The organism is Undibacterium sp. Ren11W, from assembly GCF_049340485.1.
GTDB lineage: Bacteria > Pseudomonadota > Gammaproteobacteria > Burkholderiales > Burkholderiaceae_D > Undibacterium.
Genome location: NZ_JBMPPB010000001.1, coordinates 991,665 through 1,008,760 on the forward strand (window position 1 = coordinate 991,665; position 17,096 = coordinate 1,008,760).

Below are 17,096 nucleotides of genomic sequence, written 5' to 3' on the forward strand. Positions count from 1 at the left end.
TGTGCGGTAACGTACATGGTCTTTTAAACAATCTGGTCAGGTTGACGAGGAATTGCTTGCTGAAGCTGCTGAGGTCACTGAAAAGTGTCAAGCCTGGACTGCAGCAACAATAGCTGGTGCGATGATGCGATGCTGCGATGATGAAGTGCTGCCCCCTGACGGACCTGGGGATTATTTTCGGAACTTTAAAACCAATACGCCCACCACGCAGTATCCATGCGGGTCTACAGCCTATCTGGCTGGTAAGCCGCATGGATACTGCGTGATGGGCATGCCACCATGTGAATTTTCTGCTGTCGAAGTAGAGTTAACCGCCGGTAGGTTGACCGGTTAAAATGCCGCGATAATGCGTCAAGGCTTCACCGATAACGATATTATCTTTCTCTACATCGAAGAAGCGTATGTCTTTGCTGTGCGCGCTGGCACGCACTTTAGCCACCGAGATCACGCGTTTGAATTGGCCGTCCAGTTCTACATAGCGTTGCAATACAATCGCATCAGCTAAAAATGCATTACCGTAGGAACTAAAGCGTAAAAAGCTGTACTGGTCCTCCAGCTCGGAAGTCATGAAGACGGTGACACCCATGCCGGTCAATACTGCTACCAGGCGGTACAAGGACTCGCGAAAATCTTCACGAAACACCGATGCCAATGCCAGCTCCAAACCCGACAAAGAATCGATCACGATCCGCTTGGCTTTCATGCGCTTAATCATGACGACCAAATCATGCAAAATCTCGTCTAGCGATAAATCCAGGGTCCGCGTATTGATCACACCGACGCTACCACTTTTCACCAAGGCATCGAGTTTATGACTAAGCAATTGATTCGGGCTTTTCTCAAATGCGGCAATCACGCCTGGCTCACCGACACGCACACCTTCAGCCAAAAACTCGGTGGCCAGCACAGACTTACCTGACCCGGACGGGCCAACCACCAGCAAAGAATAACCGGCAGGCAAACCGCCACCCATCATGTCGTCCAGCACTGGAACGCCCATCGACATCCTTACATCACCGGAAATACTGACATCGTTTACGGGATTGGTGGACAGCACCGCCCTGGGGAAAACCTCGATACCGTCATCATTGATACGGAAAGTATGCACCCCTACGCTCTGTGCCTGACCACGCATTTTCACCACCTGGATCTTGCGTATCATGGCATCGCGATGGACTACCTGCGACATCCAGATAATGCCATCTGCCACCGTAAACACCGGGCTAGATTCGGCCTCTGGTGCCAAATATTCGCCAATCAAAAACGTGGTTGCCTGCCAACTGGTCATTTGCATGCCCAGGCGTTGCACAAAATTGGCCAGCCCCGAAGCGCCAGGCTCGCTGGCTTTGGCCGATTGCGCTACCGAGCGAAATGAATCTACAAACACCAGGCTAGGAGAAAAATTTTGTACTTCCTCGGTGATGCGCGCCAAGACACGATCAAAATTACCATCAAGCAGTTCAGCGGCCAGATTGACAAATTTAATCGATTGATTAAGTTTGTCAATATCGAAAAATGGAAATTGTTGCTGATAGCGCAGCATCTTCAACGGCGACTCACCGAGTACGGTAAAGAACAAGGCGCGTCGCTCAGGGCTCGCCAAAGAAAACATCATCTGGTGCGCCAACGTTGTCTTGCCGCTACCAGGCGTCCCCGCCAGCAGGTTAAACGAGAACTCGGGAAGACCACCACCTAGCAGATCATCTAAACCAGGTACGCCTGTTGCCAGACGACGTATGGTGACTTTATTACTCATTGTGTATTTCCTTTTGCAACTAGTTCGAATGTATCGTCAATCCAGGCAGATCGTAGAATACTGGCCGTTAAGAGGTCGCTAATTAATAAGGCCAGAATATCGACGAACGTAATAAACAAAGCCTTGCTAGCCTCACTAGCTTCAGCGGGCTCTCTGTTCTCAAGACAAATTTGTAAATCCACGAAGCGAGAATCGGATGATGATGATGAGTGGTCGAGCAGCAGCCACGGAAAAATGGCGCTATTGAGGTGGCAGCTTCTTGCATAGAGCGACTGAAAGCCCTCTTCGCCAATAATGGAAATGAGTTCAACAGCCAAGCGCTCCCACATTAAAATAGTCACCTCTACGACGGCGTCCGGCCGTTGCATCACGGCGTTTTTGACTATGTCATGTCGTTGATCGATGATTGATCCCATAAATTAAATTTGATCCCAAAAAAGGATAAATTGAAAACTAAAATTACCCGCCGATACCAGGCGTAGGTATGCATAATTACGTTAATGTCAGGAGAAAATACAAAAAAACCTTAAAGAGGACAGGTATAAAATAGCGGAGGAGTAAGTCTAGCCGTAGACTGACAAAAATATGCAATATGCAATATGCAATATGCAAGGCAATTATAAACCTTGATTTAATTAGAAAGTTATTAATTTTTTATGCTTGATAAAACAAAGCAATATTTCATAGAAACAATTTTATCAAACCTACCAGCGTGAATCTTTCTTGATTTACCAGGCAAGCAAATTTCAACATAACTTTCTACTAATCAACAGCGTGGCCGGCAAGATCAAGCGGCAACCTCAATAGCCTGCGTCTTTACCGCATCAATGATGCCTACGATGATCCAGTTATCCGTTTCGCCTGAGACATACCATTTCACGATAGCCGCCAACGCCGCGCCGTCTTGACAGCGTAAAGTGTAGCTTTGCACTGTCACTGGCAGTAAGGCCGATGCCGCTTGCGCCGCGTCATCGCTAATCAGCGCATCAAATTTAGCCGCCAGATGGGCATTACTGCCAAGACCTAACTCAGCCACATCCACAGCTAAAAACTCTGCCTGACTGTAAGCGAGCATGCGACAAACAGGCTCGTTGACATCCACCACGCGCATGGTACGGCGATCTATTAACAATAGACCCTGATCAATCACATCTAGCGCATGACGAAAACGTAGCTGTTCTATATCCGGACGTCGGCGATCAGTCAACTCCATACCAATACCACGATAGCCGGTAAACCGACTAGACGAATCGAACATAGGTTCGCCACTCACTTGCAAAAACTGCGTAGTGCCATCGGTATTGCTGCGGCTATAGACAAAATCAAGGAAAGGACGGCGGTCGGCAATATAGGTATTGAGCAGGTCACGTTCGGCAACATTCCAACTTCCTTTAGTGCTTGATCTAGTGGCCCCCATCAAGTCATCCACTTCTATGCCTAGCATCTCAAAAACCGGGCCGGAAACTTTAGTAAAGTTGCCATGGGCATCTTGCTCCCAATACCAATCCGATGAGAGCTCGGTAAAACTCTTGAATCGTGCTTCGCTCTCGCGTAATTCTGCGGTACGTTCCAATACGGTCTGCTCTAGAAGCTTGTTGTAGTTCTCTAATTTTCGATACAGTAAGCGCACTTCCAGCATGTTATGAATACGCGTTTGAACCTCTATTAAATCAAATGGCTTACTAACAAAATCTTTCGCGCCCGCTTGCAAGGCGCGCAGTTTGTGACTAGGCTGCGCCGTAATCACAAGAATAGGCAGATAGGCGTCTGGCTCAATCAGCTTCAAAGCTTCCATCACCTGAAATCCATCCAACTCCGGCATTTGTAGATCGAGCAAAATTAAATCATAACGATGCTCCTGGTACAATGGGCAGACCTGATGTGGATCCATCGTAGAGCTCACCTGCAGATAGCCTGCTTTGCGCAGCATTTGCTCTAGCAATATGACATTAGCTTGTTGATCGTCGACGATCAAAATATTTGCATTCAGAATTTCAGAGGCTTCTAACATATGGTTCTTTCAAGAATGTGGTACTCGCAGCTTACTCAGTCCAGGCCTAGGTTCAGCTAGCTAATAGGCTGTCAAGCCTGGCCGTATAGCCAGACTGTAAAATCAGGATTCCACCTGCAATTGCTCTGAAAACACCAGGGCTGCATCGAGCGCTTCCATAAACTCAATAACATTAATCGGCTTGGTGAGGTAACGTAAGAAGCCAGCTTCCAAACCTTTTTCAATATCGCGCGGCATGGCGTTGGCCGACAAGGCCAAGACGGGAATCTGGTTGGTAGTTGGATCTTTACGCAGCACTTTTAATGCAGCGAAACCACTGATGCCGGGTAAATTAATATCCATCAAGATCACGTCTGGCTGATAGGCGCGCGCCATCTGTATCCCAATATGACCATCAATCGCCGACAACAAGACCAGATCACTGCGCCGCGCTATGAGTTGCTCGACCAGGGCCAGATTGGCTGGATTATCTTCGACGTACAAGATAGTGCGCTTGTTTTTGTCCACATGCATTTCTGTCTCGGTGTCCGACAACAAGATGCTTTCGCTGTCGCTTTCCAATTTAAATACCGGCACGCTGGAAGCTGCCAATTCGACCCAAAATACGCTACCAATGCCGACTCGGCTCTCGACACCGATAGAGCCGCCCATCAATTCAATTAATTGTTTGGTCACTACCAGGCCTATGCCAGTTCCCTCTTTAGAACTGCTCTCTTGACCGAGTCGATTAAACGGCTGGAATAACTGCTCCAATTGTTTTGGTGCCAGACCATTACCGGTATCGGTGACGCTGACACGTACTCTATGCTCGCCGCTCTGAATACAATCGACCGTCACTTTGCCGCCATCGCGATTATATTTAATCGCATTAGACAGCAAGTTGATCATCACCTGCTTTACCCGGGTCCTATCAGCGTGGACATAAAACAAGGTATCTAAAGTCGGAAACGTCATACGTATGCCACGTTTCTGCGCCTGCGGAGCGATCATGGCTTCACAGTCTTGCAGCACTTCGGTAAATGACATCGGTTCTTGTGACAGCATGACTTTGCCTGATTCAATCATCGCCAAATCAAGAATCTCATTAATCAGACGTAGCAAATACCAACCCGCCTGCAAAATCTGATCGATAGACATTTGTTGCGATGCCGTTGGCGGCGGCACATCGGATGCCATCAATTGCGCAAAACCGAGCACCGCATTTAATGGCGTGCGCAATTCATGACTCATACTCGACAAGAATTCAGATTTCGCCATATTCGCTTTATCCGCCAACTCGGTCGCGGCGATCAATTCGACATTGTTTTTTTCCATTAATCGTTCAAATTCCTTGCGATGGGTAATATCGCGTGCAGAAGCAAACACCCCCATTAAGTTATCGCAGCTATCATGGAAAGTGGTGGCGTTATAGGAAACGACGGTTTCATTTCCATCCTTGGCTTTAACCGTTAATTCGTAATTAGTGACTTTGGCTTCGCGCAATACCCGTTTGATACTCGCTTCAGCCCGTGCCGGATCAGTGAAATAATTTTTAAACGGGGTACCGATCAATTCTTCTCGCGAGCATCCGGTCAGCGCCTCCATCTCATGATTGACATCGCTAATGATACCCAGCGTATTGGTCGTCATAATGGCGTCAATATTCGACTCAATCAGCGAGCGCGTATAGAACTGCAAATCACGCAAGCGTTGATCTATCAGTTCGCGCTCTGCCTCCACTTGCTTGCGTGCCGTGTTATCGGTACCGATCAAGAGGTAACCAATAATATTTTCATAGGCATCGCGTAAGGCGGTGACCGACACCACCGCAGGGAAACGGCTACCGTCTTTACGGATATACGATAGCTCGTAAATATCTTCTATCCCGCGCGAGGCTTTAAAGACCAAAGCTTCAAAGCCCGGTGTGATCGGTGTATCCAATTCCAAACTCAAGGCCGCCGCACGTGCAATCACCTCTTGCGGATCGGAGATATCAGCCGGCGTAATTTTGTTCATTACTTCCGCTGCCGTGTAACCAAGCATGCGTTCTGCACCCACGTTAAAAATCTGAATGACGCCCTTGGCATCGGTGGCAATACTGGAGAAATTGGCGCTGTTAAAAATCGCGTTTTGCAAAGCGCCCGCCTTGACCAAGGCCTCTTCTGCCTGCTTGCGAGCCGTATTGTCGGTGCCGATTAAGAGGTAACCAATAATATTCTCATAGGCATCGCGTAAGGCGGTGACCGACACCACCGCAGGGAAACGACTACCATCTTTACGGATATACGATAGCTCGTAAATATCCTCTATCCCGCGCGAGGCTTTAAACACCAAAGCTTCAAAGCCCGGCGTAATCGGTGTATCCAACTCCAGACTTAAGGCCGCGGCACGCGCAATCACCTCTTGCGGATCAGAGATATCGGCCGGCGTGATCTTATTCATCACTTCCGCAGCGGTGTAACCGAGCATGCGTTCTGCACCCACGTTAAAAATCTGAATGACACCCTTGGCATCGGTAGCAATACTGGAGAAATTGGCGCTGTTAAAAATCGCGTTTTGCAAAGCGCCCGCCTTGACCAAGGCCTCTTCTGCCTGCTTGCGAGCCGTATTGTCGGTACCGATCAAGAGGTAACCAATAATATTTTCGAAGGCGTCGCGTAAGGCGGTGACCGAAACCACCGCAGGGAAACGGCTACCGTCTTTGCGGATATACGATAGCTCGTAAATATCTTCTATCCCACGCGAGGCTTTAAACACCAGTGCTTCAAAACCCGGGGTAATCGGCGTATCCAACTCCAGACTTAAGGCCGCGGCACGCGCAATCACCTCTTGCGGATCAGAGATATCGGCCGGCGTGATCTTATTCATCACTTCCGCAGCGGTGTAACCGAGCATGCGTTCAGCACCCACGTTAAAAATCTGGATGACACCCTTGGCATCGGTGGCGATACTAGAAAAGTTGGCGCTGTTGAAAATCGCATCCTGTAGTGCGCCTTTTTGTATTAATGGAGCCTGTTGATCGAACCATGCCTGTTTAATGGCCAAACGACTACGAATCGCATTACGTATCCAGGCTGACAATAGCAACAAAAAAGCGAGCAATAAGACCGTAATAATGGTGATGGTCTTGACGCGTAAATACTCTTGATTTTTACGCGTAATCAGCAAGTCTTGCTCGGCTTTCTCGGCGTCACGGATAATCCCACGCATGACACTGGTCGATTCCTGTCCTGCATCAAACAATGCCTGGGTGGCTTTAAAACCATGGGCATCGAACATCGCCTGACTATCAATAAAAATACCAACGCGCTGATCAAACGCTAACCTTAACTGGACCAGGCGTTTTTGCTGACTATCATTATCTTTTGTCAACTCATGCAAGTTTGTAAAATTTGTTTTTGCCTGTTCCTGAAATGAATCACGCTCGATCAGAAAACGGTTTTCTTTGGTCAACAGATAGGCCCATTGCCTGTTTTCTGCGCGTGCTGCCTTCGCTCTCAGATCGTCCAGCTCATTCATCACCTTGTGTGTATGGTCGAGCAATTCAACAGAGGCATTTGATTGCACAGCACTGTTTAAAGCAATCCCTGCAATTATCAATAGAACGAAAAAAGCAATGCCAAAACCGACCCATACCGGTTGATCTATCGAAGCATTTTTTATTTTCTTTATCATTTTAATTTTTCTTTAAACTACAACTGCTTGCCAGAGCGCAAGTCTGGGATAAGACACATAACAGTACTACCAATAAACGCATATTCCGTTACAACTTTGCATTGGGTTCATCTTCCAGTCACGTTGAAAGTGTATTAGCGCTGCCGCACATCGGACAACAAACGCGTAAATTCTTTTTTAACGACGCCATAACATTCACAGACTTTAGCTTCCAAGCCCGCCCGGTTGATGACCGTGATGTGACCGCGCCGATAACTGATGTAACCGTAAGACTGCAATTTCCCCGCCGCCTCGGTCACACCTTCTCTGCGCACACCTAACATATTGGCGATGAGTTCCTGAGTCATGGTTAATTCGTTGCTTGGCAGCCTATCCAATGTCAATAATAGCCAGCGGCAAAGTTGTTGCTCTACCGAATGATGGCGGTTGCACACGGCCGTTTGCGACATATGCGTAATCAGGGCCTGGGTGTAGCGCAGCAACAGCCGCATCACCGTCCCGGCAAGATTGAACTCATCCATGATGATGTGCGCTTTAATGCGATACGCATGACCACCGGTCTGCACCACGGCGCGACTGGGGGTGGTGTTACCTCCCATAAACAGTGAAATACCCAGCACTCCCTCATTGCCAACGCCAGCGATCTCGGACGAGCCGCCGTTCTCCAGCAAGTAATGCAGCGAGACGATAGCGGTAGTAGGGAAATACACGTAAGGCAGCTTGGCACCAGATTCATACAGTACATCTCCAAGCAACATCGGGATTAATTCCAGATGCGGCGCCAGGCGATCAAACTCGGTATCGAGCATGGCCGCCAAGAGATGATTTTGGTTGGGATCGTGAATACTGGACATAGGTCGGGCGTTTCTTCCAGTCTTTAGTAAATGAAGGGGGGAAATTTCAGGGAGAATGTATTGCCATTTTCTTCACGACACGGTAACACAGCAAGCCTGTCTGCAAGAACTATATCTTGCGCCCCCAAATCCGTATGTACGCTAACCCACATTAGGACAAATTATCAAAGTGGCTGCGATAGGATAGTTTGAGCTTGTGACTGCAAGCTCGTTAAATATTTTTTAATCGTTGCACAGAAGCGAACGACGCGTACGCAGAGTTAGCTGAATTAGCTGAATTAGTTATACATTGCCCTACGCTGTAACGCATATTCCATGCGCCTTGCAAGCCAGGCAGGCCGCTAAGGCGCATGGAATATGCGCAGTGGCCGGGTGCCCATTTTAAAAATCAACGAAGACGACGAATAACGCCCCTGGTCTTTACTAGCGCGCAAAGACCAGGACCCAGCTCCTAGCTTACTTGAACGATTTGATCAGGGCTTCAAACTGCACCTTAATGGAATGATCATGTTGTGCAATAGGCGGCACTTCTCTATCGATGCCGAGCAATTGATACACCGCCATTTGTGCCGCTCTGACCGAATACTCCACCGTAAACACGACATCTTCCGGTATCTCGACAAACTGGCTGATGAAAGCAAGATTTTTGGATATGGCCGGTACTGGCAGCGGCCTATCGCTTTTTAGTCTAGGCATGAACATGCTGGTGATATACGGCATTCTGCATGGAATACAGTTGGCCATTGCCACAGTAGCGAGATCAAATCTGAGATGACCACACAGCTCACGCAAGATTTCTTCGCCATTGCAATCGGCCATGGGTTTGGCGACAAAATTGCCGATACGGTCTGGATACAGCGCATAACCCCAAAACACCTGCACATCCGCCGGCTGATTCGGAAAATGTGGCTGATGTGCCAGGACGATGGACATTAACCAGTTGGAGTCCTTAAAAGTAACCAAGCCACCAGTACCCGCCTCATTACCACTAAATTGCTCCATCAGATCAAAGAAGGCCGGATCTTTCAAGGTGACAGTAAACGACGCCCAGTAGGACTGCGCAATCGAACTATTAAATACGGCCGGATTGCCGAACTCCGGACGCCCTACCGCCAATTTTTCCCATAAGGTCCAACCCTTGCTCTCAAGTTTTGTCAATTTGTTTGGTGCGCTGCTCATTGATCCTAAACTGGATGCATCGGTCATCGAGCCGTTTTGAAAAAACACCAGATCGCCCTCAGCAACTTCGATGAATTCGTTTTTGTCCTGACGTCGGCAATGGATGCCTGTAACGACAAATTGTCCGTCCTCAGTCTGATGATCAAAATCGATGACCGTACAGTTCATGACAAAAATCACTCCTTGCGAACTGAGCCAGTTTTGTAGCGGGCAGACCAAAGAATCATATTGGTTGTAGATGGTGCGCTTTACTCCGGCCAGCGTTTCTATACGAGAAAATTCCATCATAAACCGATGCAAATACCGCTTAAACTCCACCGCACTATGCCAGGGTTGAAAAGCAAAAGTTGTTGACCACATATACCAGAACTCAGTCTCGAAAAATTCTGGCGAGAGCCAATCGGTGATACGACTGGCTGCCAGCACTTCTTCGTCCGTGTTGCTAAGTTTTAAGAGTTCGCTGCGATCCTGCATCGAAAACCCCATCGATGTAACCGGCACCTTGGCGCGCCTGCGATCGACCAGTCGTGCCATGGAATTGGCAATATGCGCCTCATTGAAGGCGATGGTTTCTTCAAATACGGTTTTATCTTTGAAGTTTAACGACGGTATTGTCTTAAACAGATCCCAGGTGCACTCATAGTTATCGGTGGTGAGCATGCGTCCGCCACGCAAAGAATAACCATTAAGCGCATCGCCAGCACCGTCAAGACTCCCTCCCATGATCGGCGTCGCTTCTAGTATAGAGATATGACTGCCGGATAGTTTTCCATCACGAATCATGAAAGCGGCAGCGGCGAGTGAGCCTATGCCACCACCAACCAAGTACGCTCTAGTTTCTTTGTTCATTTTCTTCTCTTAAATTTATTGTCATCAAAAAGTGCCGGCAAAAAAAATAGCCGGACTGAGCTGCCGTACCTGCGATTGATTGCTGGTTCACAAACTGGGGGCGATACGGCATCGGCACCGTGTAGTCAGGCGATGTTAAGCGCGCCACTGTCGTTGCTGACTGCAGCAAAGTCAGAACTAGTTGCGTGCACAGTTAACGGCGTCATTTTTTGCTTTATTGCGCCATTAGCTGCCTGCGTAATGGCACCAACAGGTTTAACTGCAATGGTCTCGGTGACGCCTTTGATTCCAATTAAAAAACGCACAGTACCAAGTACTGCCTGACGCTGAAACTCCCACTCTACTTCGCCAGAAAGTGTAATCCAGGCCTTGTCCACAGCGAGCTTGACGCAGTTCCTCGGCAAATAACTCATCCACTGCAATACATTGGCGGCTGCACTGGCGATATCCGTATCGTTTCTGGTGTTAGCTTCCGATAGCATGACGCTTAGCTCACAACGTAGCCCGCGCACACCTTGTACGCGTTGCGTGGCACGGCCGGCATCCCATTTCTCTACATAGCTGCCGACATCTCCGCGTAATGTGACAAGGCCATTCTCGACGGTGACATCGAACTGTTTGGCATCTACCGTTGGCTCCCACTGCAACGCTGCAATAACGTCTTGCCTTACTTGCTTATCGGTTTTCATGGTGTGCTTTCGGTGAGATGTCGGAACTGCAGTATCCGCCCTAACATTGCCTTTATCTGTGCGCTAACACACTCATCTTATTTTTTCGGCACCGGACCTGCCGTGCCGCACACCCTGTCCCATACTCTGCTGGTGATGCCAAAACGCCCGATGTCATTGCTATCGTGATGCGAGCCATGCCATTGCTGACGTTTTTTAAGCCAGGCATTATCGACACGCCAATGATGTATGGCGTGGTGCGTGATGGTGTACATCAGATAGCCCATCAGCAGGCCCAGTGTGAGCGAACAGGCGCGCCATAAACTGCCGCCGAACAGCAATATCGGAAAAAAAATTAAAGATGCAATCAGACTAGCGCTAAGGATCGTGGGCGTGCGTATCAGCGCTGTCGGGCGCAGATGATGCTCTTCGTGCCAGCGCTTAAATGGCTGTACCTCATGTAATATCACCCGATGAAGGAAATATTCGATCGCCGTCCACGCCATCAGACCTAGCACCACCAAGAACAACATTTCCAGTGCCTGATCTTGCGGACCAGCAAGTATTAAAAATATCGCCAGGCATACTATGGCAACGCCATACAAAATAAAGTCAGCCAGATACGCCGCCTTACTGTGTTCTGGCATAAAGATCTTCATCATTTTTCCTTGGTTTTTTATTGTGGCTGAGCAGAAAAGTATACTTGCAGCATGTCCCGGTCTGTACGGCAACGTACTTTGCTCTTGCCATACAGATTGTTTTACTTAAACTTAAACTTAACTGGGCAGGCTTATGTGCGCTAGCGCACAGAGTAGTCACACAGCATTTATCTATACTAGTTTATTGCATACTAGAACTGTTCTGGACTTTGCTAACACAGGAGAACATGTATGAGCACCACCCGCACTGAATATGATAGTTTTGGCCCAATAGAGGTACCGAATGAGGCTTTATGGGGCGCGCAGACAGCACGCAGCCTGCATTATTTTGCGATTGGCGAGCAACGCATGCCGATCCCTGTCATTCATGCGCTGGCGTGGATTAAATGTACGGCCGCCATCGTCAATCGCGATTTACAATTAATTGATAGCAGTAAATCAGAGGCCATTGCGGACGCCGCAATGCGCGTGATCAACGGCGAGTTTGATACACAGTTTCCTTTATCGGTGTGGCAGACCGGTTCTGGCACTCAGAGCAATATGAACGTCAACGAAGTAGTGGCTAACTTGGCGTCGCGCGCACTGGGTGGAGATATCGGTGCAAATCGACTGGTCCATCCAAATGATGACGTTAATCTGGGCCAATCGTCCAATGATGCCTTTCCCACCGCCATGCATATAGCAGTAGCGCTGCAGGCCAAGCACAATTTATTTCCTGCCCTACACAGCCTGCGGGTGGCGCTGACGGCAAAAATCCTTGCCTTTGAAGCGATAGTCAAAATTGGTCGTACCCATCTGCAAGACGCGATACCGATCACACTGGGCCAAGAGTTTAGCGGCTATGAAGCGCAACTAGCACTGTGCGAACAAAACATGCGCTATTCGATGATCGCTGTGCATACCCTGGCCATCGGTGGTACCGCGGTCGGCACCGGATTGAATACGCATCCCGAATTTGGCGGACGCATGACCAGCACGTTGGCGGATCGTCTTAATTTGCCGCTGGTACAGGCCGACAATCTATTTGCCGCCATGTCCGGGCACGAAGCATTGGGGGCCTTCCACGCGTCTTTAAAACTGCTATCGATAGCACTGACTAAGATCGCCAATGATATTCGCTTAATGAGCAGTGGCCCGCGCGCCGGTCTGGGGGAACTGAATTTACCGGAGAATGAACCGGGCAGCTCGATTATGCCCGGCAAGGTCAATCCTACGCAAATAGAAGCACTCACCATGGTTTGCACCCAGGTCATGGGACACGATGTGGCGATTGGTTTTGCCGCCAGCCAGGGACACTTTGAGCTGAATGTATACAAGCCACTCATCGCGATGAACACTCTCGACAGTATTCGCCTGCTATCGGATGCAATGCGTGGCTTTACCCAGCATTGCGTAATTGGTATCACGGTGAACGAACCTCGTATCGAACAACTATTACAAAGCTCGCTGATGTTAGTCACCGCACTGACGCCACACATAGGTTATGAACGTGCAGCAAAAATCGCAAAACATGCCCACGCCAATAACACCTCACTACGCGACGCAGCGATTGGTTTGAACGAAGTGAGCGCAGAGCAATTCGACGCCTGGGTAGATGCGCATACTATGATCGGCAAAAATCGAGCGTAAAGTACATTCGTCGCCCCGCGAAAATTTCTTTAGTGTGCGTTCGGCAGCGTAACGAATGCAAGAGAACACAACCTTATTCTGCAGTTGTGCCCGATCGAGCCTCATTTAAAAATATCGGCATTAAGCCTGTACTTTATTTTTTATCTGAAGGAGAGCATCATGCGATCGATCAATATTGACACGAGCAGAGACGAGAATGCCATTGGCTTGTCGCTGGAGGTGAATGCGATGACGCCAGCGCCCTACGGTAACGACTATTTGGACTACCCCTTGCAAAAAGAAATCGCGCTTTGGTTTAAAAAAATAACGCATCGGAAAATACATCTCCTATCAAAGAGCAACAAATCGACGCTAAGGACGTAAAAAAATCCCTAAGCGTTTGATTTCTTAGGGGTTTTTAGGCAAACTTGCTTAAAGTTTGCGGTATATCTGGCGGAAGGTGTGAGATTCGAACTCACGAAGGCTTTAACACCTCGCCAGTTTTCAAGACTGGTGCATTCAACCGCTCTGCCAACCTTCCGAGCCCGCTATTCTATCAAAAAATTCTTCTTTTAGGCGATTTTCTAGAAAAATATGTCGCCGCCAGTGAATAATCTGTTTATTCAAACGAATCCCGAAAATTTCTCGTCAATAATTCGATAAAATTATCCGCTCCTATAGGGCGTGAAAATAAGTAACCTTGAATTTCGGCGCAACCTACTTTTTTTAAAAAATTCAACTGTTCCCGGGTTTCTACGCCTTCCGCAATCACTTTGTGCTTTAGTTGTTTCGCCATACTGATAATGGCAGCAACAATAGCGCAATCATCTTGATCGTCTGGAATTCCTCGAATGAAGGAACTATCAATTTTCAGAGTATCGATAGGAAAACGTTTGAGGTAAGACAAACTAGAATAGCCTGTCCCAAAATCATCCAAAGACAAAGAGATGCCTAAGGCCGTGATTTGATCCATGATCGCTAGCACACTCTCGGTATGTCGCATGAGCATGCTTTCCGTGATTTCCAGCTCCAACCAGGCGGCCGGAATTTCATGTTTTTGCAGTGCATGCAAAATACGCCCAGGCAAGGCAACCGAAAATTCCTTTGCCGAGACGTTAACTGCAATCCGAAATGGCGCAATCCCTGCATCTTGCCAGAGTCTCGCCTGGGCACATGCAGCATTGAGAACCCAGCTATCGATTTGCAATATCAAGCCAGTCTCTTCTGCAATCGGAATAAATTCGGAGGGTGAAATCATTCCCTTACTTGGATGAGCCCAGCGTATCAAAGCTTCAGCTCCAATTACTTGCCCGGAGGCGATATTAATTTTCGCTTGATATAGTAAAAAAAATTCATTTAATTGCAAGGCGCGCTGCATGCCTGACTCCAGATACAAGCGCCCGGCGATATGCTGATCCATCTCATTATCGTAAAACACATAACTGCCGCTCGCGTTGCTATCGATGCGCTTCGCTTTAAACATCGCGATGTCGGCTTTTTGCAATAACTGATCGGCATCCACGCCATCCTGGGGATAAACGCTGATACCGATGCTGGCGGTAACACGAAGTTCATGACCATTGATTTGAAATGGCAAATCTAAACAGCAAAGTAATTTTTGCGAAACCAAAGCCGCGTGAAAATCCTGACTAACATCGATCAGTGCGATGCCGAATTCATCACTTCCTAAGCGGGCGACTACGTCATTCTCTCGCAACACGCCCATAAACCGTTGCGCGACCTGGGTCAACAACATGTCACCAATTTGATGTCCAAGAGTGTCATTGATAAGTTTAAATCGATTCAGGTCTACGAATAAGATGGAGCTATGTGCGCCATTACGCTGACTCTGCTGCAATGCCTTATCGACCAATTTTTTAAAATGAGTACGGTTGGGCAAGGCCGTTAGTAGATCGTAATAAGCCAGATAATTGATTTTCTCCTCAGCTTGTTTGCGACCAGTAATATCACGCAGATAGCCTATCATCCCTATTGATCTGCCATCGGCATCATGTAATGTGGACAGGCTTAAACTAGCCCAAAAAATCTCACCGGTTTTTTTTCGACGCCGCACCTCCATCTCGCGTCCGCCAAACTCTAAAAACGTATCCGGATGAGACCCCCCTTCGCCCCCGCTATCTTCTTCATTGTCGTACAGGAAGAGAATATTTTGTCCAGTCGCCTCCGTCGCCGTATAACCAAAAAGACGCTCGGCTCCCTTATTCCAACTAAGGATAAATCCCGCCAGATCCATGGTGATCACCGACTCATGGATTTGATCAAGTATTTGCGCCTGCAGTAATTGTTTTTGCGATGATTGATGATATCGATCATCTAATTGCGACTTGGCAGCAAACAGGCGGGCCGTTAATTGCGTCAAATAACCTAAGGTGACGATATCAGATTCAGAATAAGCGCCTTTCTTTCCAGATAAAACATAATAGGTTTCCGGAGAAATGCGAGCATTGGGAGCGCCATCCAATTGATGCTGCTTGCTGGTGTTTTGATTGATGTATGAAACATCGGAGTGCCCAAACACCGTCTTAACGATGCGATCCAACTCCTGTTCCAACTCCGGAGTTTCCAAGCTAAATATGGCTTCACTTAATGCCACACCTAAGCTGACATTGAGCATATCGGATGATGAAATCATGTTCACATGTCCTGGCAAACCTGATTGACCCAGACATAAGCCTGGCTCATGCATTGATAATAAGTGGAAGCATCCAACTCTAAAGATCTTAAGCAGGAGGCCAGCTCTTCAGTCTGATCGCGATCTGCCAATTCGACTAAGCGCAGCTCTGCCCCCATAGTTCCGGATCTTTGCAATAAAGCCGCCAATACGTCCTCACATAAATTCAGAGGTCGTAGAATATCATTCATGGAACTCTCAAAGAGAGTATCCAAAAGTGAAAACATGCCTATCATGAATGCACTATCTTGTTGATCCTTATTACCTCCGCGCCGCTGACAAATGATCTCCATCAGACTGGCCCGAAACGCGGCTCTGAGCATCAAAGGATTGAGGGCTCCACCATTATCATCCTGACGCGCATACAGTAATAATTGCAGCCATCTTTGCAATTGTCGCCTTCCCAACAGAGTGATCGCTTGCCCAAAACTAGTTACCTTGACGGTTTGCGCAAACGCGGCGGAACTGACTAATTTAAACAGCATAAAAGATAAAGTCGTATCTTGTTTAAACAAAATTTCCAAATCACGCGACTCGGCATCTCGAGTAACTAACCCCAATAATTTAAGCAAACGCGTGCGGGCACTACCATCGCTAGATTGATGCTGGGTAGCAGTAGAAAAAGCATACTCACCGGAGAACAATTTAAACCCTGCATCTAAAGCCACCTGCAATTGAGCACGATTGCCAATCTCCTTGGCCAAATGCTGCCCAGTTGGAAAACTGCGTAGACTAAGACCGACCGACGCTAGCAATCCACCCTTACAATTTATACTGACATTTTTTGTTTGATCCCAAACTAATGGAGCTCCACATGAGAAATTGTCGACAAAAACAGTAAATCCCTTCGCCGCAAAATGCCGGAGTCTCAATTGATTTTCTGGACTGACACAACTAGCCTCGTCCACACAAAGAACTATTCTGGAGGACGAGAATCGCTCATCCAAGTTAGGAGGCAAACTACCCAAATTAGTAATCGGTGCGAAAACCAGCAAAGAGGGGAGTAAATCAAAGAAATTGGCTTCTTTGAGGGACTGTAAAAAGGCGACAATATAATCATCCCCACCCCGGGGGAAACTCGGAACAATGGCGTGTAATTGTTGTTTTTCATTTACCACTGGCAACAAAGATGCTAGTGGAATTATCGAGTCAGGGCGGGAATTCAT

Annotated in this window: 12 protein-coding genes, 1 tRNA gene and 1 pseudogene; 2 read left to right on the plus strand and 12 right to left on the minus strand. The window is 47.9% G+C overall.

Annotated features, from left to right (window positions below):
- Positions 1-307 precede the first annotated feature (307 nt).
- The 9 genes and pseudogenes from ACO0K8_RS04435 to ACO0K8_RS04475 all read right to left on the minus strand — a co-directional run bounded on the left by ACO0K8_RS04435 (position 308) and on the right by ACO0K8_RS04475 (position 11,630).
- Positions 308-1,756 (minus strand): RAD55 family ATPase, encoded by a 1,449-nt coding sequence (locus ACO0K8_RS04435; protein WP_422945407.1) that lies wholly within the window; start codon positions 1,754-1,756, stop codon positions 308-310.
- On the minus strand, positions 1,753-2,172 hold the full coding sequence (locus ACO0K8_RS04440; RefSeq protein WP_422945408.1) for a hypothetical protein: 420 nt from the start codon (positions 2,170-2,172) through the stop codon (positions 1,753-1,755). The genes ACO0K8_RS04435 and ACO0K8_RS04440 overlap by 4 nt, the downstream gene beginning before the upstream one ends.
- 371 nt (positions 2,173-2,543) lie before the next feature.
- On the minus strand, positions 2,544-3,767 hold the full coding sequence (locus ACO0K8_RS04445) for a response regulator (RefSeq protein ID WP_422945409.1): 1,224 nt from the start codon (positions 3,765-3,767) through the stop codon (positions 2,544-2,546).
- A gap of 102 nt (positions 3,768-3,869) precedes the next feature.
- Positions 3,870-6,803: a PAS domain-containing hybrid sensor histidine kinase/response regulator gene (locus tag ACO0K8_RS04450; protein WP_422945856.1), complete on the minus strand. Its 2,934-nt coding sequence runs from the start codon at positions 6,801-6,803 to the stop codon at positions 3,870-3,872.
- Positions 6,804-6,905: 102 nt separating this feature from the next.
- A pseudogene (locus tag ACO0K8_RS04455) lies at positions 6,906-7,421 on the minus strand (CHASE3 domain-containing protein); the annotation flags it as partial.
- 134 nt (positions 7,422-7,555) lie between these two features.
- On the minus strand, positions 7,556-8,275 hold the full coding sequence (locus ACO0K8_RS04460) for a Crp/Fnr family transcriptional regulator (RefSeq protein ID WP_422945410.1): 720 nt from the start codon (positions 8,273-8,275) through the stop codon (positions 7,556-7,558).
- Between the two features lie 456 nt (positions 8,276-8,731).
- Positions 8,732-10,303, minus strand: a complete 1,572-nt coding sequence (locus ACO0K8_RS04465; protein ID WP_422945411.1) for an oleate hydratase — start codon at positions 10,301-10,303, stop codon at positions 8,732-8,734.
- 125 nt (positions 10,304-10,428) lie between these two features.
- Positions 10,429-10,992 carry a BON domain-containing protein gene (locus ACO0K8_RS04470; RefSeq protein ID WP_422945412.1) on the minus strand — a complete coding sequence of 188 codons (564 nt, stop codon included), beginning with the start codon at positions 10,990-10,992 and terminating at the stop codon, positions 10,429-10,431.
- Between the two features lie 77 nt (positions 10,993-11,069).
- Complete coding sequence (locus tag ACO0K8_RS04475; RefSeq protein WP_422945413.1) at positions 11,070-11,630, minus strand: sterol desaturase family protein; 561 nt, start codon at positions 11,628-11,630, stop codon at positions 11,070-11,072.
- A 231-nt stretch (positions 11,631-11,861) separates the two neighbouring features.
- Between ACO0K8_RS04475 and fumC the strand changes: the two genes are divergently transcribed.
- Together fumC and ACO0K8_RS04485 are read left to right on the plus strand one after the other, a co-directional pair.
- The gene (gene fumC, locus ACO0K8_RS04480; RefSeq protein ID WP_422945414.1) at positions 11,862-13,259 is read left to right on the plus strand and encodes a class II fumarate hydratase; all 1,398 of its coding nucleotides are present in this window, start codon (positions 11,862-11,864) and stop codon (positions 13,257-13,259) included.
- Positions 13,260-13,418: 159 nt separating this feature from the next.
- Positions 13,419-13,622: a hypothetical protein gene (locus tag ACO0K8_RS04485; protein WP_422945415.1), complete on the plus strand. Its 204-nt coding sequence runs from the start codon at positions 13,419-13,421 to the stop codon at positions 13,620-13,622.
- 67 nt (positions 13,623-13,689) lie between these two features.
- Here the strand turns inward: ACO0K8_RS04485 and ACO0K8_RS04490 are convergent.
- The 3 genes from ACO0K8_RS04490 to ACO0K8_RS04500 all read right to left on the minus strand — a co-directional run bounded on the left by ACO0K8_RS04490 (position 13,690) and on the right by ACO0K8_RS04500 (position 17,096).
- Positions 13,690-13,779: transfer RNA gene (locus ACO0K8_RS04490), tRNA-Ser, on the minus strand.
- Between the two features lie 78 nt (positions 13,780-13,857).
- Positions 13,858-15,891, minus strand: a complete 2,034-nt coding sequence (locus ACO0K8_RS04495) for a putative bifunctional diguanylate cyclase/phosphodiesterase (RefSeq protein WP_422945416.1) — start codon at positions 15,889-15,891, stop codon at positions 13,858-13,860.
- 2 nt (positions 15,892-15,893) lie between these two features.
- On the minus strand, positions 15,894-17,096 hold the full coding sequence (locus ACO0K8_RS04500) for an EAL and HDOD domain-containing protein (protein ID WP_422945417.1): 1,203 nt from the start codon (positions 17,094-17,096) through the stop codon (positions 15,894-15,896).

Coding starts and splice junctions, on each gene's coding strand:
- ACO0K8_RS04470 (WP_422945412.1), bottom strand. CDS start 10,992: ATGAAAACCGATAAGCAAGTAAGGCAAGACGTTATTGCAGCGTTGCAG.
- ACO0K8_RS04500 (WP_422945417.1), bottom strand. CDS start 17,096: ATGAATTCCCGCCCTGACTCGATAATTCCACTAGCATCTTTGTTGCCA.
- ACO0K8_RS04465 (WP_422945411.1), bottom strand. CDS start 10,303: ATGAACAAAGAAACTAGAGCGTACTTGGTTGGTGGTGGCATAGGCTCA.
- ACO0K8_RS04435 (WP_422945407.1), bottom strand. CDS start 1,756: ATGAGTAATAAAGTCACCATACGTCGTCTGGCAACAGGCGTACCTGGT.
- ACO0K8_RS04485 (WP_422945415.1), top strand. CDS start 13,419: ATGCGATCGATCAATATTGACACGAGCAGAGACGAGAATGCCATTGGC.
- ACO0K8_RS04440 (WP_422945408.1), bottom strand. CDS start 2,172: ATGGGATCAATCATCGATCAACGACATGACATAGTCAAAAACGCCGTG.
- ACO0K8_RS04460 (WP_422945410.1), bottom strand. CDS start 8,275: ATGTCCAGTATTCACGATCCCAACCAAAATCATCTCTTGGCGGCCATG.
- ACO0K8_RS04475 (WP_422945413.1), bottom strand. CDS start 11,630: ATGAAGATCTTTATGCCAGAACACAGTAAGGCGGCGTATCTGGCTGAC.
- ACO0K8_RS04495 (WP_422945416.1), bottom strand. CDS start 15,891: ATGATTTCATCATCCGATATGCTCAATGTCAGCTTAGGTGTGGCATTA.
- ACO0K8_RS04445 (WP_422945409.1), bottom strand. CDS start 3,767: ATGTTAGAAGCCTCTGAAATTCTGAATGCAAATATTTTGATCGTCGAC.
- fumC (WP_422945414.1), top strand. CDS start 11,862: ATGAGCACCACCCGCACTGAATATGATAGTTTTGGCCCAATAGAGGTA.